At 55.5% G+C, this 17,406-nt stretch carries 29 protein-coding genes; 14 read left to right on the forward strand and 15 right to left on the reverse strand.

Annotation, left to right across the window (positions count from 1 at the left end; translation table 11 throughout):
* A partial coding sequence (locus GM154_RS22615) for a hypothetical protein (protein ID WP_374940343.1) occupies positions 1–252 on the forward strand: 252 nt, incomplete at its 5' end.
* A 27-nt stretch (positions 253–279) separates the two neighbouring features.
* Here the strand turns inward: GM154_RS22615 and GM154_RS22620 are convergent.
* Together GM154_RS22620 and GM154_RS22625 are read right to left on the reverse strand one after the other, a co-directional pair.
* Positions 280–666: a hypothetical protein gene (locus GM154_RS22620; RefSeq protein ID WP_219653442.1), complete on the reverse strand. Its 387-nt coding sequence runs from the start codon at positions 664–666 to the stop codon at positions 280–282.
* A gap of 50 nt (positions 667–716) precedes the next feature.
* Positions 717–869 carry a hypothetical protein gene (locus GM154_RS22625; RefSeq protein ID WP_219653443.1) on the reverse strand — a complete coding sequence of 51 codons (153 nt, stop codon included), beginning with the start codon at positions 867–869 and terminating at the stop codon, positions 717–719.
* Between the two features lie 156 nt (positions 870–1,025).
* On the opposite strand from GM154_RS22625, the gene GM154_RS22630 reads away from it, so the two are divergent.
* A complete protein-coding gene (locus GM154_RS22630) occupies positions 1,026–1,319 on the forward strand; it encodes a hypothetical protein (RefSeq protein ID WP_232235732.1) in 294 nt (97 codons plus the stop codon).
* Positions 1,320–1,376: 57 nt separating this feature from the next.
* On the opposite strand, the gene GM154_RS22635 is transcribed toward GM154_RS22630, so the two are convergent.
* Positions 1,377–2,360 carry a chemotaxis protein CheB gene (locus GM154_RS22635; RefSeq protein ID WP_219653444.1) on the reverse strand — a complete coding sequence of 328 codons (984 nt, stop codon included), beginning with the start codon at positions 2,358–2,360 and terminating at the stop codon, positions 1,377–1,379.
* 133 nt (positions 2,361–2,493) lie between these two features.
* Between GM154_RS22635 and GM154_RS22640 the strand changes: the two genes are divergently transcribed.
* Positions 2,494–2,742, forward strand: a complete 249-nt coding sequence (locus GM154_RS22640) for a DUF1654 domain-containing protein (RefSeq protein ID WP_219653445.1) — start codon at positions 2,494–2,496, stop codon at positions 2,740–2,742.
* 37 nt (positions 2,743–2,779) lie between these two features.
* Here the strand turns inward: GM154_RS22640 and umuC are convergent, their stop codons facing one another.
* On the reverse strand, positions 2,780–4,054 hold the full coding sequence (gene umuC, locus GM154_RS22645; protein ID WP_219653446.1) for a translesion error-prone DNA polymerase V subunit UmuC: 1,275 nt from the start codon (positions 4,052–4,054) through the stop codon (positions 2,780–2,782).
* The gene (locus GM154_RS22650) at positions 4,047–4,490 is read right to left on the reverse strand and encodes a LexA family transcriptional regulator (RefSeq protein ID WP_219653447.1); all 444 of its coding nucleotides are present in this window, start codon (positions 4,488–4,490) and stop codon (positions 4,047–4,049) included. Before GM154_RS22650 ends, umuC begins: the two co-directional genes overlap by 8 nt.
* Before the next feature lie 284 nt (positions 4,491–4,774).
* On the opposite strand from GM154_RS22650, the gene GM154_RS22655 reads away from it, so the two are divergent.
* A complete protein-coding gene (locus GM154_RS22655) occupies positions 4,775–5,269 on the forward strand; it encodes a hypothetical protein (protein ID WP_219653448.1) in 495 nt (164 codons plus the stop codon).
* 165 nt (positions 5,270–5,434) lie between these two features.
* Positions 5,435–5,923 (forward strand): DUF6030 family protein, encoded by a 489-nt coding sequence (locus GM154_RS22660; RefSeq protein WP_219653449.1) that lies wholly within the window; start codon positions 5,435–5,437, stop codon positions 5,921–5,923.
* A 21-nt stretch (positions 5,924–5,944) separates the two neighbouring features.
* Here GM154_RS22660 and GM154_RS22665 read toward each other — a convergent pair whose 3' ends face one another.
* From GM154_RS22665 to GM154_RS22710, 10 genes are all read right to left on the reverse strand, one after another.
* Positions 5,945–6,208, reverse strand: a complete 264-nt coding sequence (locus tag GM154_RS22665; RefSeq protein ID WP_219653450.1) for a hypothetical protein — start codon at positions 6,206–6,208, stop codon at positions 5,945–5,947.
* On the reverse strand, positions 6,201–6,683 hold the full coding sequence (locus tag GM154_RS22670) for a hypothetical protein (protein WP_219653451.1): 483 nt from the start codon (positions 6,681–6,683) through the stop codon (positions 6,201–6,203). Before GM154_RS22670 ends, GM154_RS22665 begins: the two co-directional genes overlap by 8 nt.
* Positions 6,684–6,737: 54 nt before the next feature.
* Positions 6,738–6,929, reverse strand: coding sequence for a hypothetical protein (locus tag GM154_RS22675; protein WP_150345733.1), 192 nt, complete (start codon positions 6,927–6,929; stop codon positions 6,738–6,740).
* Positions 6,930–7,003: 74 nt separating this feature from the next.
* Positions 7,004–7,411, reverse strand: a complete 408-nt coding sequence (locus tag GM154_RS22680) for a hypothetical protein (RefSeq protein WP_219653452.1) — start codon at positions 7,409–7,411, stop codon at positions 7,004–7,006.
* Positions 7,412–7,442: 31 nt separating this feature from the next.
* Positions 7,443–8,198, reverse strand: a complete 756-nt coding sequence (locus GM154_RS22685; RefSeq protein WP_219653453.1) for a PRTRC system ThiF family protein — start codon at positions 8,196–8,198, stop codon at positions 7,443–7,445.
* A complete protein-coding gene (locus tag GM154_RS22690; RefSeq protein WP_219653454.1) occupies positions 8,195–8,899 on the reverse strand; it encodes a hypothetical protein in 705 nt (234 codons plus the stop codon). The genes GM154_RS22685 and GM154_RS22690 overlap by 4 nt, the downstream gene beginning before the upstream one ends.
* Complete coding sequence (locus GM154_RS22695) at positions 8,889–10,283, reverse strand: hypothetical protein (protein WP_219653455.1); 1,395 nt, start codon at positions 10,281–10,283, stop codon at positions 8,889–8,891. Before GM154_RS22695 ends, GM154_RS22690 begins: the two co-directional genes overlap by 11 nt.
* 102 nt (positions 10,284–10,385) lie before the next feature.
* Positions 10,386–10,598, reverse strand: coding sequence for a PRTRC system protein C (locus GM154_RS22700; RefSeq protein WP_010799322.1), 213 nt, complete (start codon positions 10,596–10,598; stop codon positions 10,386–10,388).
* Positions 10,599–10,609: 11 nt separating this feature from the next.
* Entirely contained in the window at positions 10,610–11,062 is a 453-nt protein-coding gene (locus GM154_RS22705) for a PRTRC system protein E (protein ID WP_219653456.1), read from the reverse strand.
* A 23-nt stretch (positions 11,063–11,085) separates the two neighbouring features.
* Positions 11,086–12,855, reverse strand: a complete 1,770-nt coding sequence (locus tag GM154_RS22710; protein ID WP_219653457.1) for a PRTRC system ParB family protein — start codon at positions 12,853–12,855, stop codon at positions 11,086–11,088.
* 387 nt (positions 12,856–13,242) lie between these two features.
* Here GM154_RS22710 and GM154_RS22715 point away from each other — a divergent pair, with 387 nt between their 5' ends.
* The 9 genes from GM154_RS22715 (at position 13,243) to GM154_RS22755 (ending at position 17,286) form a co-directional block, all read left to right on the forward strand.
* Complete coding sequence (locus tag GM154_RS22715) at positions 13,243–13,596, forward strand: hypothetical protein (RefSeq protein ID WP_219653458.1); 354 nt, start codon at positions 13,243–13,245, stop codon at positions 13,594–13,596.
* A 14-nt stretch (positions 13,597–13,610) separates the two neighbouring features.
* Positions 13,611–14,096 carry a hypothetical protein gene (locus GM154_RS22720; protein WP_196122172.1) on the forward strand — a complete coding sequence of 162 codons (486 nt, stop codon included), beginning with the start codon at positions 13,611–13,613 and terminating at the stop codon, positions 14,094–14,096.
* A 207-nt stretch (positions 14,097–14,303) separates the two neighbouring features.
* Positions 14,304–14,528 (forward strand): hypothetical protein, encoded by a 225-nt coding sequence (locus tag GM154_RS22725; protein WP_125913255.1) that lies wholly within the window; start codon positions 14,304–14,306, stop codon positions 14,526–14,528.
* 65 nt (positions 14,529–14,593) lie between these two features.
* Positions 14,594–15,034, forward strand: a complete 441-nt coding sequence (locus tag GM154_RS22730) for a hypothetical protein (RefSeq protein ID WP_197873370.1) — start codon at positions 14,594–14,596, stop codon at positions 15,032–15,034.
* Positions 15,031–15,429 (forward strand): hypothetical protein, encoded by a 399-nt coding sequence (locus tag GM154_RS22735; protein WP_197873369.1) that lies wholly within the window; start codon positions 15,031–15,033, stop codon positions 15,427–15,429. The genes GM154_RS22730 and GM154_RS22735 overlap by 4 nt, the downstream gene beginning before the upstream one ends.
* Before the next feature lie 8 nt (positions 15,430–15,437).
* On the forward strand, positions 15,438–15,776 hold the full coding sequence (locus GM154_RS22740) for a hypothetical protein (protein ID WP_197873368.1): 339 nt from the start codon (positions 15,438–15,440) through the stop codon (positions 15,774–15,776).
* Positions 15,777–15,804: 28 nt separating this feature from the next.
* A complete protein-coding gene (locus tag GM154_RS22745; protein WP_010799333.1) occupies positions 15,805–16,290 on the forward strand; it encodes a hypothetical protein in 486 nt (161 codons plus the stop codon).
* Between the two features lie 33 nt (positions 16,291–16,323).
* Positions 16,324–16,638: a hypothetical protein gene (locus GM154_RS22750; protein ID WP_219653459.1), complete on the forward strand. Its 315-nt coding sequence runs from the start codon at positions 16,324–16,326 to the stop codon at positions 16,636–16,638.
* Positions 16,639–16,743: 105 nt separating this feature from the next.
* Positions 16,744–17,286: a hypothetical protein gene (locus GM154_RS22755; protein ID WP_219653460.1), complete on the forward strand. Its 543-nt coding sequence runs from the start codon at positions 16,744–16,746 to the stop codon at positions 17,284–17,286.
* Positions 17,287–17,406 lie beyond the last annotated feature (120 nt).

Below are 17,406 nucleotides of genomic sequence, written 5' to 3' on the forward strand. Positions count from 1 at the left end.
AATCGAGAAACCATCAGGCAGTACATGGCGGCGCATTACGCTGCCAATCGTGTAGAGATTCAGGCGCGCCGACGAGCCCGACTGGATGCCATGACGCCGGAGCAACTGGCCCATTGGCGGGTTCGTATTCGTACCTATCAGCGGCTCTATGCTCGGCGCTACCGCGATCAGATACGGCGTGATCCCGAGCGGCATCGCGCCTATCTGGATAGGATGCGTGAATATCGTCGGCGTAGTGTGCTTGAGGCATGATTCTCAATCACCGTCAGTTTTCCGTGATCAGTTGTCTTTGGGGTGAGACGCAGCTTTTCGTGCCTCCAGGGCGGACAGAAAGGCTTCGCGAGGAAGGGCTGGCCAGATAGCTGTATTGGCTCTCGTCCAATCCTCATAACCCTGGCAGTTTTCAGCTAAAACACAACCCGAAGCGATCATCTCGTTGATGTACTGGCAGCGGTGCAGGTCTTCGGTGCTGGCGTTATAAATCTCATTGATGGAGCCATCTGCCCCGACCTCCAAGGTCGGCTGTGTTTTAGCGTTACATACAGCGGTGACCATCGCAGTCCCAAGCATTTTGTGATAGGTCATGATGTTGGTGTTGGTGTTATCCGCAGCTAGAGCGGCGCTGGCAGTGAGGCTGAGCATTGCTGCGCAAATCAATTTCAACATTGTTTCCTCGGACAAATTGGTTATTGGCCACTGGCACTCTCGATACAGTTTCACCGCTTGCCAACACAGCTGGAGCGTGAGGGCTTGCTCGATGTTTGTCTGCCATCTTCTGCATTTTTTCTACTTATCTGGATACGGCAGTGGCTGATATCACCTCTCGAATTCAGGACTTTTTCAACGATTACGGCAGGACGTGTGCTCATGATGTTCTCCTTGGGCTTGTATCCAAGGTCTCATGGAATTTGAGTGATGCAAGTTCGTCTGCGCAGCATCCGAAGCGCTGGGTTCAGACAAGCTGCACGTCCTTTGCCGCAGAGGCAGGTATGATTGGGCCGCTTGTATCAGGAGTACCTAAACCCATGGAAATCACGTCCAGCGCCAGCCCTACACTGTCCTTGAACCTTGCCAATCACCCGGCTGAGTATCGAGCCGCGCTTGAGGCCCAAAAGGCCGAGATGTTTGCCTTCTGGCAGCAGAATCGCGAGCGCAGCTATGCCGAAGCAGGCAGAATCTTCAGCGAGAAGGAAAAGCGCAAGGCGGGCTTTCGGGCCTGGGCAGACGCCCAGATCGAGGCGCTTGAGCCGCAGCAGTATCGCAATATGGTTCGCACAGAGTTGAACCGGCTGGTGAGCGGAAAGCCACGGACTGATTGAAAGCGAGTCGCTAACTTTAGAGATTGAAAGACTGCAATAATCCATGGCGAGCTTTGCTCAACGGCTATGGAGGCGAATCATTTCACGTAGACGAGCCGAGCACGAGCGTGCCTTTGCGGCTTCCTGAAGATGCTGTTCACAACACTCCTTCTGGCCACTTTTTCGAGCGTGCTCGGCAAGGCGAATGTGCAGGGCTTCCTTTTCATCGTATACACGTGTTGCCGTCCACATGGCCTCTTCGGCAAGCCGCTCCTGACTTTTGGATAGTATCTCAGCGGAGTAGGAGTGACCCGTGTGGCAGCGAAAATGAAATAGCCCGTTCTGCTTGATCTCATAGAGTACGCCGTGGCATTCCGGACAGCTGAACGGGGAGGGAGCACCGATCGTTTCCAGCCCGGGAATACCAGAGGATCTCTGCTTGGATACCTGATCTTCTGTCGCCAGCCAAGCCACCTTCTGTTGTGACGGTTCGACCGCTTCATAGGTTAGGCTTACCAGCTTATCTGCTAACTGATTAACGGGAAGCCAATAGTCGATATAGGTAGGGTCAAGCCTGTTGTTGACCATAAAGGGACTAACTGCTTCAAGCGGGTCCTGAGCCAAAGTGATCCCGCCATGGCACTTGATGGCCTCCATGCCCAGCACGCCATCTTCCATATCGCCCGGTAAGGTTACGCCTATAACATTCTCGCGAAACTCAATGGCAGCAGAACGAAACAACGGGTCTATAGAAGGCCGCTCAAAGTTTTCCTTAGGGCCGTAGACGATTCGGGTTTTCTTGTTTTCAACACGCATATGCCTGTCAGGCGGAGCCAACAGGATCTCGCCCTGAGCGAGCGGGTCCATGTCTTTGGCATAACGAATGGGGAGTTCGCAATGTTGAGAGAGTACATCGAGTAGCGCCTGTTCGTTTGGACTCATGTGCACCACAACCAGGACGCCAGCCTTTAGGTCAGGGGGCAGCTTGGCCAGCAGCCAGTGCAGGGCGTTGAATCCCCCAGAGGAGGCGCCGATAACGATCAGTCGATCTACTGATTCCATCCGCCGCTCCTTTCATAGCATGTATAGGCTGTAGAAAGCAGTATACGTGTGATCAGGCTGTTCAGCGTAAAAGGTCTTGCACAACATATTTCCCATATACTACTGTAAGCATATACAGTATAAGGCTATGCGTATGCCAAAGAAAACAGCGTCTCCACCTGCTCCAAAACCCTATGAAGTCCTGGCAATGCGTCTTCAGCGCGTGATTAACAGTCCAGCTGCTCAGCGCGCAAAGACAGCCCTGCTTGAACGACTGGAAAGCGATCCGGATGACGCCTGGGATCGGGTCATGGAGGAATTGGGTGATACTGACAACGTGACCCTGGCCTTTCGCGATGATGGCAATGTCCAGATCTTCTGGACGGTTCCGCAGGAAGGCTGACCGTACCTTCTCTCACTCCCCGGTCGAAGCGACTCTCTCAACTACGCACCGTCCAAAGCTGATCCAGCCGGGTGGTATAGCTCTGGCTCATCAGCTCGCGCCGCATGGCCCAGCCGGGTTGAGCCGTAATACGCGCAGGGCGGAGCATGCCTTTGCCAAACTTGCGGTTGATGCTGTCCATGGTACTCATGAGCCGATCGGCCCCAGCTGACTGCTCGGGCTGGAACAGGTCCATGGAGTATTCGCCACGCTGCTTTAAGTCCATGAGCAGGATCTCGGATTTGGCGTAGCCATAGCCTTCGCGGTAGATGTGTTTGAGTCCGTGCAGGGCGTACTGAACCATTACACGGGTGTCATCGGTGGGGTAGGGCAGGTTCAGGATGACTCCATTGGAGTAGCGCTCCTCGGGCGGGCCGTGCATACCCGTCTGGATGCCTACACGCATGACCTGGCAGAGCGAATGCTGCGCCCTAAGCTTTTCTGCTGCCCGAGCCGTGTAGCTGGCCACCGACTCGGCCACGGCTGAAAAGGTGTACTGGCGCTGGCCAAACATCCTGGATGTGCAGATCATCTGCTTGGGTGGTGCCACTTCCTCCAGATCGATGCACGAGATGCCGCGCAGCTCGCGCACTGTCTTTTCCAACACGACGCTAAACATCTTGCGAATCGACCAGGCGTCGTACTGGGCGAGGTCCCATGCCTTCTCGATGCCCAGCAGCTTGAGCTTTTCCTCAAGTCGTCGCCCAACGCCCCAGACGTCACCGACATCGATGTGCTGCAGTGCCCGGTTGCGCCGGTCCGGGTCGCGTAGATCCAGTACACCACCGGTGGACTTGTACCAGCGTTTGGCTGCATGGTTGGCCAGCTTAGCCAGCGTCTTGGTGGTACTGATCCCAACACCTATAGGGATGCCGGTACATTTGTACACCCGCGCCTTGATTTCCCTGCCAAGCTTTTCAGGGCATTCCTGTATTCCTGATAGATCTAGGAATATTTCATCTATAGAATATATCTCACAGGCAGGGCTAATAGATTCTATACATGACATGACCCGAGCACTAAGGTCGGCATAAAGCGCATAATTGGAGCTAAACACTTGAACTCCAAGGCGTTTTAGCTCGTCCCTGATCTGGAAATAGGGCGCACCCATCTTGATCCCTAATTTCTTGGCCAAGGCGCAGCGGGCAATAACGCAGCCATCGTTGTTGCTTAAGACGACAATCGGAGTGTGTTTTAAATCAGGCCTGAATACTCTCTCACACGATGCGTAGAAGCTATTGCAATCTGCCAAACAATAGGTTTTATCAAACATGGCCGCGATGAGTTCGCAGACTGCACCGCACAACGCCCCACACCTCAAGGTCGTCACCTTCAAGGATCAACCGGGGCTGGTAGAGAGGATTGTCGGAGAGAAGCGCCAGCGTTTCGCCGACCTTGCCGAGGCGTTTAACAACCGGCTCGCCATTGATGGCGGCAATGATCACGTCACCCTGTACCGCATCGGCTGATCGATCAACCACCAGCAGGTCACCGTCGTGGATCCCACTCCCAATCATGCTGTCGCCGTGCGCACGCACCAGATAGGTATGCGGTGCCTGGATCTCAAGCAGATGGTCCAGCGATATGCGTTCCTCGATGTGGTCCTGGGCGGGACTGGGAAAGCCTGCCGGAACGCGATACCCATAAAGCGGGAGGGTCAGATCCGTGGCCGAAAGAGGGCCTAAAATGGTGATTGAATGGGTTTGCATGACGACATCCGAGCGACATGGTTGTGTGTATTTTTATACAGCATGGCCATGCATACAGTTCCCGTCAATGTTTCAACCTATGCAAAGGAGCGCAGCGAGCATGCCTCGTTAAGCGAGAAAGCGTGTATTTGGGCGGGGTACGCTGGAGTATCCAAACAAATGCCATCTAAATGGCATCATTTAAGCTTGCTGCAAAATCGTGACTGAGCTGCAAGTTAGCTGCCTTGCATGTTACAAAAGCTGTGAGACATTTGAAGTGTCAACAATAGATTAAGGACAACCTAATGAGTACAAACAGCTTCTGTCTCAAGCTTTTTTCACCATTGCTCCTTTGCAGCCTGATATCAATGCCTGCCATGGCTAGTGGGGGCACTATTGTCGCCACTATAGCCATGCAACGGCAGCAACGAGATCGAGAGGAGCGTCAAAGTGAGATTCCTCTACCACCCCAGCGCAATGATGCATTTGTTGAGGTGAGCGAGTTCTATAAGGAGGGCCCCGAGTTTCGTATCTGCCCTGAGCGCTTGGAAGAGAAGCGTATAGTGGCCTACAAGAAGGGTTGTGCGATCAAAACGCGTGTAAACGACGGCTTTTTTAGTGTGCGGGGCGTTCACTACGAGTATCAGCCGATCAGTTCTGGGCTATCGCCGCAGGACTATCTGGATACAGTTTATGGAAAGAGCACCGTTGAGTTTGTAGGCGTTAGCAACCGTGTCCTAAGGGATCGATCACAACTGGTACTGTTTTATCGGCTTACCGAGAAACAGGCGTCCAAATGATCGACGATATCATTCATGTCTAACCGGTGAATGTCAGGCTCCTCAAAATCGAAGACTTAGCATCGTTTTTCGCAAGAGCAGGCATTGGGGAACTGTGCTAAATATTTCTTTGAAGGCCGTTGTTTGCAGTTACGAACCCTCGGATAAATAGGCTGGAGCCGGTTTATGTTTAAGCATTTCATTGTCTGCCTCACTATTAGTTTCCCTCTCCTTGCACACGCAGAGCTGGCCGATACTGATCCTGATTCCGTATGCCAGTTTTTGGCTGCGTCTGATCTTAAAGGGAGAAAATGGACTGATTATGGTGATGGTACAGCTGGCTGCGCCAGTGACTATAAAGACATAGGAAACGGAGTTCCTCTAGCAAATAACCTCGCTTACTACGTTATGGGGCAAGGGAACGAGGCAGAGCGGGTTAAATTGGTCATGAATGCTAATCAACCTAACGCTGCTGCGCCAGCAATCAAGCAACTCTCCAACGCAGCCTCCAAGCTAAGCCCAAAGGCATTAGGCGTGCCTCTTCCCGATTCTGTGCGAAAAGCTATCGCCAAAGGCGAACCTGTTGTAGTTAATGTCGGAAGCGGCGAGGTAGAGGTGCTAAAGGATATATGGCCGTCGGGTAAGGGGTATGAGATTCAGGTAATGATGAGATAGGTGATGGTGACCTATCACCCTTCACCCTTGCATCAGATGACTGATTTCTTCCCTGATCTCTGGGCATACACAAATCATCCCTTGCTGTGGCCGTTTCGATGCAAGGTGAACAACCGCAGCTGGGTATCTCAACCCGAACAGGAGTGACCTGACGCTGATCTGGCCTGAGATAAAAGCACTCAGCACATTCCAGCGGTGGCAAGCCTTGAAGCCTGGCGGTCTTGCCTTCCAGACGGTTTCCCGATCCGGTGAGCCAAAGCTCATATCCAGTTCCTGATCAGCCATATCTGAACCCTCCTCTGGATTTCGCCACGGCCTGATACATGTGGTAGACGAACAAGCATAAGCCGACAAGCGCAGCCATAGCGTCAATACTGACCCATCCGAGGCTATCAATGAGGTAGTACTTGACCAGTCCAATTTTGACGATGAAGAAAATGCAGAGGTTGGCATACAGAAGTGCGCAGAACCGGTCGTGCCCCTTTGCGTTTATAACAACGCCTCCGGGCACCCCGTTAATCCGCAAACATTCGTCAAACACCTCTATTCCCTGATCGTGCAAGCCAATCTTCTCGATCAAAAGGCTTCTTTCGACTGAGGCCGAACTCCTGCCCTCAATACACCTTTGCGCGGCGTCCATGGCCAAGTCGGTCGATGCACGAGTGCCATAGTATTTGTAGCGTTTTGCCGAGCGCTGGGAGACAAAAAGGACCACTACCAGGATGGCTGAAAACAAAACAGTTAAAAGCTGAAACCCCATCGATGTTGCTCCCTCTGTAGCCATAACCAGCCAGCGCCAGCATGCTGTGTCTTGCTAGGATGTCCGAACCTGATTGGTATCGGACCACGAGTACTGCCAGCCCTTGCGCTGCATGAACCAGCCTACACCGACATCACTGCGGCCCTTGAGCCATGCCAGTGTTGTGTCTGCCTCGATGCACGTCCAGCCCTCCGGCCCTTGCTCCCAGATTGCGCTGGCCACAAAGTTCGAACCTTCGACTTTCAAAACCTTCCTATACAACACACTAATCCCGCTCGTCTTTCTAACTGTGGGTATTGTGCTTTTTCTCTTGCAGGGCGTCACTCTGTACCCGCAATCCATTGCGGCTCAGTAGCATCTGACAGCCATTGCCTGAGCGTACCGCACACTTCATCGGGCGTGTCTTCGCCACCCCATTCCTTGTCCAGATACGCATCCGTGACTTCCTCGACTTCATAGTCCCAGTCATCATCACCCACCAGCTCACGCATCAAGGCCATCGCCTGCGCCGCCGACTCAGCCGCAAAATAGTCATGCTCGCCAAGCCTGTAGCACTTGAGCGGCATGGATGGAGCGATTCGGCCTGCCGCTAGGCACAATGGGCATGGTGCTGTATCAGGGGAGCGCTCCACTGGGTCGCTGGTGGGTAGCCTTCCGATTCCTGCGCACAGGTCACATGAGCTGGTTTCGGATAGAGCGTCGATGGAAGTAGTGTTTGAGTTGAGCATGGCGGTTCACCGTGTCTGGAATTAAAAAGCGTTAGGGAAACCCTGCTGTCATCTGCTCGCCTGTTTCCAGATTGACCGACACGCAGTGCTTGCTGGTCTGGCCGTAGCGCAACAGCTCCCACACAATACTCATGCCTGCCGTGGTGACGGCGCGGTTAATCACGCAGTCCTGCGTGGCAATCGACTCAGCGGCTGAACAGGATTTACGCAAGTCGTCTTCCAGCGTAGCGATCTCGGGAAATACGTCTACTACGCACGGATAACGGCGGCGACTCTGCTCATGCAGCGCCCCGAAAACAGCCTGCCCGTGCCGGTGGCCATTGCCAAGGTCCAGCCACATGCACAGCCGTTTGCCGTACTGAATGCGTGATATATCACGGCGAGCCGAGGGCAGGTCTACCGCCGAGATGATGAGATCAGCCCCTTCAATGGCGGAATAGGTCTGTTTGCAGGGGAAACGGTAGGGAAGGCCGCTCCATGACAGGCCCAGCATCAGGTTGTAGCGGTTGGCAAGGCTTATGGCCTTGTTTTGCCCTAGATCACAGGGCCAGAAGCGCTGGCGCACCAGATTCGGCTCACGCACAACGCTGTCGTCAATGATCGTGACGTGTAGTCCTGCGGGATGACCCAGCGAGACCAGCGCGTGATGGAATGCAGCAAGGGTGTCCACCACCTCACTGCCATTACCACCCGCGCCAATGACCACAATGCACGGTGCTTTCGAGCGCCAGTGATCGGGTGTCTTGAACACGGTGGGTTCAGGGTACAGAGGAGTGGCGGCGCTCATACGGTAGCCTCCTGTGTGATGGCCTCACGCAGGGTGAGCACCTGCATGTTCTGACGGCGCAGTACCGGCACCAGCTTGGCAGCAGGAAAGGTCTTCTTGCATGAGAGGTCACGGTAGAACTGGATCAGCTTGGCAAAGCTATCAAGCCCCTTGATCGGACAGAGACCTCCCTGATGAGTGTTGGTGCTTTCCAGTACAAAGCGCTGCCACTGCGGTATGTTGGAAAGCTCAATCTCTCGCGGCAGATGGACGTTGCCGCTACAGAATGTGCCACCGGAATACACATTGCCCAGCGGTGGGTAGAACAGCTCGGTATCCGGCGTAGGGCGGTTGCTGCCCTTGAACGCAAAGCAGCGCAGTTCGACTCCCGCCTGTGTCACATAGATCAGGCCGGGGAGGGGCGCGCGAATCATCTCGTTGGGAAAGGGAATGTCCAGTACCTGCCGTGGGGTATACCAGACGATCAGGTTGCGCCCACGCATGAGGATGCTCGGATCAATGAACTCGGCCTCGCCGGATTCCTCCTGCAACAGATTCAGCAATGCCTCCTTGTCCGATGCGCTGAATGCCCGACCTGCGCCCAGTGTGAACTGTTTGCCGCCTTCCAGCGCCAGCACTTCATGGATGGTGAGGTCGAGCCTGCCGGTTTCCTTGTGGTGATGAACCAGTAGCGCCTTTGAACTGATCTGCTCATGAAACATGCTTGAATTCCTCCAGTACGGTATCGAGTTTGTCCAGCAGGTAGAGGCATTGCTGGGTTCGTCGCAGGACGGGCAATACCTGCATTTCCAGACTCTCATGAGAAAGCGGGAATGCAACAAACAGCCCACAGGCGTTCTGGGCATAGCCGTCGAAGTGATCGCGGGCATCGTCTTCCAGCAGGGAGAACCGGACACCGGCAACCGAGGCGTAAAGGGTCTCGAAAAAGCCCACGCTGTCCTCGGCGGAGGTCTCAAAGTCGCGCTCGTTAAAATCAAAGCCCGACTCTGCCGCTGCGATGCACACTTCAAGCGCTTCCCTGAGTGTGGCCAGCACTGCTGCATAGGCGGGGGCGGTGGCTAGGGAGTCGTCTATCTGCCGGATCAGCGTTTGCATCTCGGCCTTGTGGTCACAGCCTGTACGGTGGTCCAGACGGAAATTGCAGTGCTGATCAAAGTCATGCAGCTCAAGCAGAATCGCGGCGGCGCGCGCATAGGCGTCTTCGTCAGGCTCGCCGTCCAGACCCAGTGCCCAGTCTTCAAACGGCAGGTCTTCGCTGGGCGTGTCCTTGAGATAGTCCAGCAGCTCGGCCTCTTCCCACACGGCAAGGCTCTCTTTCATTGCCATGTAGGCTTCGCTGTGCAGATGCGAGTACACGCCGTCAGGTCCGATAAAGCTCATGGGGGTATGAAACGGCACCAGAAACCAGCTCATGGCATCGAGCGTCTTGAAGATCAGGACATTGAGTTCACGACAGTCTTCTCGGTCCAGCGGAATGGACAGGTCGATCTCGTTGAACTCGCTGGCGTACAGGACGAACTTTTCGTTCTCGATGGTGGCCTCGAAGTGCCACCTGAGCTTTTCCCCCTCAGTCATCAGTACATCCTGCAAAGCCGTCTGACACAGCGCCAGCAGTTGAGGCATACACGCTGGCCCGTCTGCAAGCTCAGGCTCTACATCCTCAAGCTCCACCAGTTCCTGCCGGATGCAGGCGGCGGTCAGGCGAGCAACGAAAGGCTCATCAATGACGGGCTGGCTCAGTTGCCTGACGCGCTTTTTGATTCCTGGAATCAATCCCTTCTTCTGAATCAGCATCCGCTGCTCAATGGCCGTGACCGCACGCTGCGTGAGCAGGTGCAGGCCGTAGGTGTTGGGATAGCTTGTTAGCACTTCCAGCGCGGTGGCGTCGATCAGCCCGCTGTCAAAGGCATCACGGCAGAGCAGGGCATGGCCTTGGCTATCCACCCGATAGGATTCATGGGTTTCAAACGCCGTGCTGACCGCCTCGCGCATGGCCAGCGAGACCGCTGGCAGCATGAGCGGCGTTAGCGTGGCAGCGGGGAACGGATAGTGCCCGGTACTGATGGAGTATTCAGGAGTGCCCATAGCGTTTTCATCTGCGCGTGAGTGAGTGAAGGTCCATTGGTTCGTGACGCCATATGGGCAGCGAGATCGCCGCTGCCCCATGCGTCCAAGATTTCCAGTGGATCAACCTTTGGCTCCAAAGCTGGCTTGCCGGAATTCGTAAACATGGCGGTCTCCCTCGATGATGGGTTCGACGATCTTGGCCCCTAGCAGGCGCGGGTAGCTTCGTGCGTAATGGCGCAGGACTTCCTCGGGCGAAAGCTCAGGGTTCGGGTCCGGCAGGTCTTGGCCGCTGGAACGGAAAATGCGGGTGAGCGTGAGAATGGATGCAGGCATAGTCGTAACCCTCAGAAATGGTCGCCAATGGAGAAGGGAATGTCTTCCGCCTCGACGGGTGACGTGGCAGGTTCGCGTTCATCCTCACTGGCGTCCTCGGCTGGCGCGGGTGCGGTCGCGGCTGGGGTGGCTGCTGGTGCAGGAGCCGTTACTGCCTTGCTGCTGGCCTGCTCCCTGATCTGACGCAGCGCTTCAAGCGTGGCCGTGCCTTCGGCTACCACGGCGCTCAGGCTCGCCAATTTGGCTGACAAGGCCGCTTCCAGTTCTTCCGGTGTGCCAGTGGCTACCAGCGGGCGGGTCATCAGGGCATGGACCTGTTTGATCTCGTCGCTGGCGTTGTCCTCGACAGGGCCGAGGTTGGCAGACAGGACCAGCCGAACGCGGCCCTCGCCTGCACCGGAGGCTTCGATGTTGATGCGGCCTTGGGCAGTGACAGCGGTGGCAATGGAGGTGAAAAAAGTCATGTGAGGCTCCTTGGTAGAGGGAATCAGGCGGCTACGGAGGGGCTGGTATCAGCCGCTTTTGCCGGTGCGGGCGAGAGAAAGACGGGGAGGTAGCCCTGCCAAGTGAAACCTTCAAGCGGAACGAGCATGGCCTCGACCAGTTCCTTGACCTTGCTTGAGGTGAGCTTCTTGAATGCCCCCTTGCCGTGTGTGTTTTCGTAAGCCGCGATAAACCCTGAGCGCTCGCAATCCGCTACCAGTTCGTCCTTGGTCAGAATGTCCAAGTATTCGCGGGTAACGCTGAACGTCTGGCGCGGATCAAGGCTGTGGCGTTTGATCAGCTCGCCTGCCAACAGGCCGGATTCATGGTTATCGAACTCGTCATTGGTAACGGTGCGGCAGAAGGCGAGACCTGAAAGCTGGACCAGTACGGCCAGCAATTTGGCTTCTTCGTGCTGGGCAAGATCAGCAATCCATTTCACGCGCTCACGAACCATTGAGGGGCGCGGGGGAAGACCTTCTGACGTGAGCATCTTGTCTGCAAGTCCTGCTTCGATGTCGCGGCTCAGGTCATTTACCACGCTTGAGATAGCCTGTGCGTAGCCGTAGGCCGGAGCACTGGTAAAGTGCCCATGTGCGAGTTTGACATGGGCCTTGTGTGCCACGCGGCGCAGGGCTGTGCGAAGCGTCTTGGGCTTGCTGGATGAGGGCTTGGCCTTGGGCGCGGTAGTGATTGACGTTGCGCCAGCCGTGCCCGTAGTTGTCGTGGGTACGGGTAGGGGCTGAGTTGCCGCTTTTACGGCGGCTTGGTAGTCACTGACTTTTTCTTCATGACATGCGCTGTTGAAGCAATAACGGCCTACCAGTGAGCCTTCCTTGCCGTTGCGGGTATCAAGGATGACGCCGTAGCTGGCGCAGGACAGGCAGGCTGTTGCCTGTTCCTGTCCCACACCTTTACTGCCGTCTGTGGCAATGATCTGGTAGCTGTTGGCCGGAACCTGATCGGCGCGGTGAACCGTGCCGTATTCGGCCTTGGCGTCCTCGATAGCGGCATCCAGATGAGCCTTTACCTTGTCACCCCAGCAGGTGAGGTTCTGGCACTGGCCTGAACCTACGCTTGTATCAAAAAGGTCTGCATAAGAAGATGAGTTGTGCGAGCAGCCCACGCACTTGGCGGTATCGAACACTGCCTGATCCAAGCGGCGGGTGAGCTTTATCAGGCGGTCCCGCGCCTCGGTTACACCGACATTGCCTTCTATGATCTTGGCCAGCACCATGTCCTGATCGTGGTGTTCCAGGGGGCACAGCAGTTCGGCATGGCCGAGCTTGATCTGGCCGTCCAACAATGCCTTTTCCACCGCACCGCTGGCATGGGTCAGGAGGATACGGGCGCTGAGTTTGGAACGGCTCCATCCGAGCAGCCGCATCACCTCGTCGTGGTCGTTCTCGCACTGCACCAAGAGCGCCGCCGCCGCGTTGGCTTCCTCAATCGGCGTCATGTCGCTGCGCTGTACGTTCTCGGTCACAGCCGCCACGCGAGCCTCGTCGTCGCTGAGTACACGAACGAGACAGGGGATCGACGCCACACCCAACTCACTGGACGCCAGCCAGCGTGTTTCGCCTGCCACCACTTCGTAGTCGTGATCGGGATCATCAGTAACGGGGCGGACAAGGATCGGCTGCAAGACGCCCTGAGCCTTGATGCTTTGCTTGAACGCCTCGTAGCGCTCGGCATTACGCCCCTTGCGCGGCTGGTTGGAGTTGCGGCGGATACGGGCAACCGCGAGGTGCTTGATTTCGACCGATTCAGACATGGCTGACCTCTGTTCAGACGGTGGGTTTGTTCCTGCTTCTTAAGTCCAGCGTCTCATCGAAATCGGGTTATGCAAGTGCCGAAAAGGCACTTTAAGGCACTAATTTTTAAAGTTTTTTGGGCTTCCAAAGAGGATTTTTACGGGTGCAGGCTGTACAGCCAAAAATACCCTTTAAGGGCGCTTTTAATCGGGGCGGCAAAAGGTTTGTGCATTCTGTACAGCGCCGCTTTGGGTAAGGCGGCTAGCAGGTTATTTCAAGAAATCAATATTTTTTTTATACCCCAAACCTCGTGGTTGGTACCCGCGCGGGTATCAACCACGAGGTTTAGAGGGCCTGTACCCGTTTTACACTGGCAGTCCTTTTCATGGGGACGTGAGGGCAGGCTAATGCCATTCCTACTGGTTGCACTGCTGGCGTGGGGTCTCTGGCTCTGGAGCGGCGATGCAGAGCAGGCTGCACAGGTGAACTACTCGGCCCAGCGCAATGAAGCGCAGGACAGCATTCTGGTCGGCCTCACTGCCCTAAACGATCCAGCCGTCAACGCGTTCGTGAACGAATGGCGCCGCGCCTATCCCTCGCCAACCCCTGAGCAGTTATCGCGGCTGCGTATCGCCGAGCAGAACATCCGCAACAACCCCAGCGTGGCCCTGACGTACACCGTGAACTGGAAAAACACCCATGCGCTGTGCGGGCAATTGACCACGCCGCTTGGCGATATCGAGTGCACACCTGGACTCTAGCAGAGTATTTAGTCATGACCGCATCACGAGAACTGATCTGGACCGTGCTGGTTAATGGTGTACGGGTTGGCCGGATCGAGGACAGCCGCTATCAGTGGCTGATCCAGCAGAGCCGCCGTGACCGGCGCCTGTATCTGGCGCAAGCCGTGGAAGTACTCAAGTACGCACTGCGCATGTTCACCCTGTTTTTCCGGGCTGTGCCTCTCTTTGCCTTCTGGGCGCTGCTGAGCCTTGGCCTGCTGGCGCCAGACGACTTCCAGTTATTGATCTCCCGTGGCCTGCCGGCTCTGCTGTCATCCCCGCTGACATCTGTCGTCATGGTGGCCGTTGGGCTTTCATGCGGCATCGCCACGCTGTTGCGCGGTGGTGTGCGCAATGTCTTCAACGACCGCCGCGATGAACTCCTGCGCCGGTATCTGAAAGTGGCCATCCCGGGCGAGCTGGTGCTCGTCTGCTGGGATGCACGCTCTGCACTACACCCTGTGTCACCCACCCCATAAAACGAGAGAAGGAGGATGTTATGGCTATTGGTATTCCTGAAGCACTGACCCTGACCGGTATCTGCACGGTCATGCTGCCCATGCTCACCGCATGGATCGTTGGCGGCGAGTGATCTTGTCATCAACTGAGTATGCCCTGCCAGTAGCCGTACCGCTGAACAGGGCATCCCAACCCAGCGAGGTATCAACCTTGACGGAGATTCCAAGATGAACAAAGAACAAGATGAAAAAGTGAGAGTGGCGTTCGCTGTAGCCTTATCCCTCTGCGGCTGCTACGGCTTGAGTTTACCCAACGATGAGTTTCTCTCCAGCAAGATCATCCTGACGGGTATGGCTTTTACCTTTGCCTACATGTTGTTTTTCGAGAAAGGAATCTACAACCCGCGCCTGGTTAAAAAATGCAAACAGTGGCTGGCTAAAAAGCCAAAGTAGACCGCTTGCATCCCGAATAACCCGTGAGAGGGTGGATATACACCCACTGCTCAGGAGATCCAGCGATGAGCATTCAATGCAACGCAGAGCTTTTTCCGGAAACGCTGGAGGCACTCGTGGATCCGGTCGTGTTTGAAGGCGAGCACCGCTGCAAGTTCGGCCATGCCACGGTAGTCGTGAAGCTGTTGCCATCCTGGAGCTCCGACACGGGTTTATGGACGGTGGGGTGGTTCTGTCTGGTTGATCGATCCGTGGACGAGTGGATGCCGGGCCAGCGAACACATGCCGGCTGGCCATGGTACCGACCTGCCCAGCAACCCTGCTCCCGCAGCTATGACATCGCGTGTGCGGTAGCGGCAAGGGCCGCAAAGATCGTACTCGAGCAAATGCTTGAGTTCACAGCTAGTGAAGACGTGAACACTTCGGTCAGGCAGCTGCAGGACCGGATCGAGAAGCAGGCGATGCAATGGCTACAACCTGAAGCGTACGGAGAGAACAGAACATGAGCCTCTTTGACAGGATCACCGAGACCGAAGACAAGCCGGACTATTATGATCGCAACCGCAGATGGCTGTATCCGCTGGCAGGGTCAATTACGTTAGTGGCCGCATCTTTGACTCTTTCCATGTGGCAGATGACACCAGGTGGCGAGCTGAACCTGTTTATCCCGGAATGGCTGATTGCGCTTTTTGCCTTGCTGGGCATCGTCATGGCGGGCTTTGGTTTGGCGGTCACCGACACGCTTTCCGCCGCCATCATGCGCTGCGTACTGACAGTAGCCGCCTTTGGCCTGGTGGCCTACGTGCTCTCAACCGTGGATACGCCTGACCTGGTTCGCTATCTGATCGGCCTGTTCATCGCGACCTGCTTCTACTGCATGACGCTGAAGACACGTAGATAGGAGCAGCCATGTCCACTTTTCGATACATCTGCATAGGCCTTGGGACTTTGGTGGGCGGTGTAGCCGCTCTATGGGGCGTCCTCTATGGGCTGTGGGCTGTTCTTTATGGAGTGGGCTACCTGATCACAACCGTCGCCACCTATTTCAAGCTTGATCCAGCGCAACTGGCTCTCAGTTGGTTTGAGGGGATATTGGAGCCCGGCTATGTCGTTGTTGCGGTCAGCTGCATCATGGCCGTAGCGCTGTTGGGTGCACTTCTATCGCTTTTCCTTCTATGCATGGCCGCACTGGGCAAGACAGTTACTGAGCGGTTCGATCAGGCTAGAAATCAACAAATCCAGAGATAATCCCAGCCACTCCAAACGAGGAGTAACCATGAACACTAAAGCATCTGTGGGTGAGATATCAGCCGAGCCGGCTGAACAAACGAAACTGGTTCCGCTGCGCTTTCCTACCATGCTGCGCAAGATGTGGTCCGGTGGGGATGTGCAGGACTGGTTGGACCGCCATGGTCCTGTTTATGTACTGCACGTGAGCAAGGAAGCTGAGCAGGCCAAAGCCGAGCCAGCCGAACAAAGACTCGCTGAGCTGGAGGCAGAGCGTGAGCAGCTCATGCAAGCCCTTAAGCATAAAGACGCAGAACTTGCCGAGAAGGAGGCTGCACTGAAAGAGCATTATCGCGCAAGGCAAGGATTAAGGGCCGAGGCAGCAAACTATCGATGGCTTCGCAGCAATGCCACGCTGCACCGCAGCGCCATCCCGGGCTTTGTCGATATTCGTGTTTCCGCCTCTGTGAACGCGCCAGCAGGACTCGATGATCTACTAGATCAGATCCGTAATCAGCATCAATCGCCAGCCTGAACGAAGGCTTGAATAGACAGAGAGATTGCAGCTTTGAACGAAAGCATTGAGTACAAAACAGAGCAGGCTGATACCAGCAAGACAGGGTCAGGCCCCTTTCTGGTATCGCTCATTCTGACGCCCGTTGCGTTTTTCGTATGGGAATTGGCCTACTACGAAACCATCTTTGCCGTGCTGGCTGAGCAGTCTCAGGTCTGTGACAGTGGCGCCTCAGGCGCTGTGGACTGCATTGAGTTTGTGTTCACCTGGTTAATGTCGATGGGCCTGCTTGTGGCGCTTAACCTCGCCGCAGCGGTACTGCTGCTGGGCACTATTGCCCTGGCTATCAAAGATCAGAATCAGAAATAGGGAAATACAGTGTATCTACTTGCATGCTCGATCATGATGGGCGCGTCCGTCACCTACCAGTTTAACCTGATATTCACAAACAGGTTGTGGCAAAAGGCCGAGTACATGGCGCTCCTGTTTTTGGCTACTTGTTTGATGGCTGCGCCAGTACTGATGACGGTCTATCAGGGGGTTATGGTAGCGCGCGGTAACGAGATCACCATGGGTTCCGGAAAGCTGGTCATCTGGCTGGCGCTGGCAGGCTCGATACTGGTTGCCGGGATTGGCGCGTACAAGCTACGAGGCTTGAGCCAGCGCAGCTCCTTCTCCGCTGTTGGCTTTGCTGTAATGCCCATCCTGATCGGCCTTGTCAGCGCCATTGCTGTCGTCAAACAGCTCACATTCATGGCCGAAAACAGCGGCATGGTGAACTACGGCGCCATCAAACAGATAGCCGAGATCACGGACATGCCAGACTGCAAGAGTGACATCGTGCTGGCGCACTACGAGTATGGCCAGCCGGTGGTGTATCGCTGCCCCAAGGCCTACGTGCTTAACGCATTGACCTCCAATCCCTTCGTGCCATGGCCGGACTATATCGAAGGGACCAGCGTGCAGCTGGGCCAGGCAATGGATCAGTTTAACGAGCAGGCAAAGAACGAACAGTGAATTTGTAGTTGCCTGGAACGGCTTGAATCCCGACGATTCTGAATCAGAGGACAACCGCAATGAAGCGCGACGACTCGGTGTCACAGGAAACCGTAATAAAACTGACAGCTGTCGACAAAA

Origin of the sequence: Pseudomonas sp. MAG002Y (genome assembly GCF_019400845.1) — a bacterium.
Classification (GTDB): Bacteria; Pseudomonadota; Gammaproteobacteria; order Pseudomonadales; family Pseudomonadaceae; genus Chryseomonas; species Chryseomonas luteola.

Coding starts and splice junctions, on each gene's coding strand:
- GM154_RS22725 (WP_125913255.1), top strand. CDS start 14,304: ATGAACAAAGAACAAGATGAAAAAGTGAGAGTGGCGTTCGCTGTAGCC.
- GM154_RS22680 (WP_219653452.1), bottom strand. CDS start 7,411: ATGCTCAACTCAAACACTACTTCCATCGACGCTCTATCCGAAACCAGC.
- GM154_RS22620 (WP_219653442.1), bottom strand. CDS start 666: ATGTTGAAATTGATTTGCGCAGCAATGCTCAGCCTCACTGCCAGCGCC.
- GM154_RS22690 (WP_219653454.1), bottom strand. CDS start 8,899: ATGTTTCATGAGCAGATCAGTTCAAAGGCGCTACTGGTTCATCACCAC.
- GM154_RS22755 (WP_219653460.1), top strand. CDS start 16,744: ATGGCGCTCCTGTTTTTGGCTACTTGTTTGATGGCTGCGCCAGTACTG.
- GM154_RS22650 (WP_219653447.1), bottom strand. CDS start 4,490: ATGCAAACCCATTCAATCACCATTTTAGGCCCTCTTTCGGCCACGGAT.
- GM154_RS22705 (WP_219653456.1), bottom strand. CDS start 11,062: ATGACTTTTTTCACCTCCATTGCCACCGCTGTCACTGCCCAAGGCCGC.
- GM154_RS22670 (WP_219653451.1), bottom strand. CDS start 6,683: ATGGGGTTTCAGCTTTTAACTGTTTTGTTTTCAGCCATCCTGGTAGTG.
- GM154_RS22745 (WP_010799333.1), top strand. CDS start 15,805: ATGAACACTAAAGCATCTGTGGGTGAGATATCAGCCGAGCCGGCTGAA.
- GM154_RS22740 (WP_197873368.1), top strand. CDS start 15,438: ATGTCCACTTTTCGATACATCTGCATAGGCCTTGGGACTTTGGTGGGC.
- GM154_RS22660 (WP_219653449.1), top strand. CDS start 5,435: ATGTTTAAGCATTTCATTGTCTGCCTCACTATTAGTTTCCCTCTCCTT.
- GM154_RS22700 (WP_010799322.1), bottom strand. CDS start 10,598: ATGCCTGCATCCATTCTCACGCTCACCCGCATTTTCCGTTCCAGCGGC.
- GM154_RS22710 (WP_219653457.1), bottom strand. CDS start 12,855: ATGTCTGAATCGGTCGAAATCAAGCACCTCGCGGTTGCCCGTATCCGC.
- GM154_RS22630 (WP_232235732.1), top strand. CDS start 1,026: ATGGAAATCACGTCCAGCGCCAGCCCTACACTGTCCTTGAACCTTGCC.
- GM154_RS22665 (WP_219653450.1), bottom strand. CDS start 6,208: ATGGCTGATCAGGAACTGGATATGAGCTTTGGCTCACCGGATCGGGAA.
- GM154_RS22720 (WP_196122172.1), top strand. CDS start 13,611: ATGACCGCATCACGAGAACTGATCTGGACCGTGCTGGTTAATGGTGTA.
- GM154_RS22625 (WP_219653443.1), bottom strand. CDS start 869: ATGAGCACACGTCCTGCCGTAATCGTTGAAAAAGTCCTGAATTCGAGA.
- GM154_RS22685 (WP_219653453.1), bottom strand. CDS start 8,198: ATGAGCGCCGCCACTCCTCTGTACCCTGAACCCACCGTGTTCAAGACA.
- GM154_RS22715 (WP_219653458.1), top strand. CDS start 13,243: ATGCCATTCCTACTGGTTGCACTGCTGGCGTGGGGTCTCTGGCTCTGG.
- GM154_RS22695 (WP_219653455.1), bottom strand. CDS start 10,283: ATGGGCACTCCTGAATACTCCATCAGTACCGGGCACTATCCGTTCCCC.
- GM154_RS22655 (WP_219653448.1), top strand. CDS start 4,775: ATGAGTACAAACAGCTTCTGTCTCAAGCTTTTTTCACCATTGCTCCTT.
- GM154_RS22735 (WP_197873369.1), top strand. CDS start 15,031: ATGAGCCTCTTTGACAGGATCACCGAGACCGAAGACAAGCCGGACTAT.
- GM154_RS22635 (WP_219653444.1), bottom strand. CDS start 2,360: ATGGAATCAGTAGATCGACTGATCGTTATCGGCGCCTCCTCTGGGGGA.
- GM154_RS22640 (WP_219653445.1), top strand. CDS start 2,494: ATGCCAAAGAAAACAGCGTCTCCACCTGCTCCAAAACCCTATGAAGTC.
- umuC (WP_219653446.1), bottom strand. CDS start 4,054: ATGTTTGATAAAACCTATTGTTTGGCAGATTGCAATAGCTTCTACGCA.
- GM154_RS22730 (WP_197873370.1), top strand. CDS start 14,594: ATGAGCATTCAATGCAACGCAGAGCTTTTTCCGGAAACGCTGGAGGCA.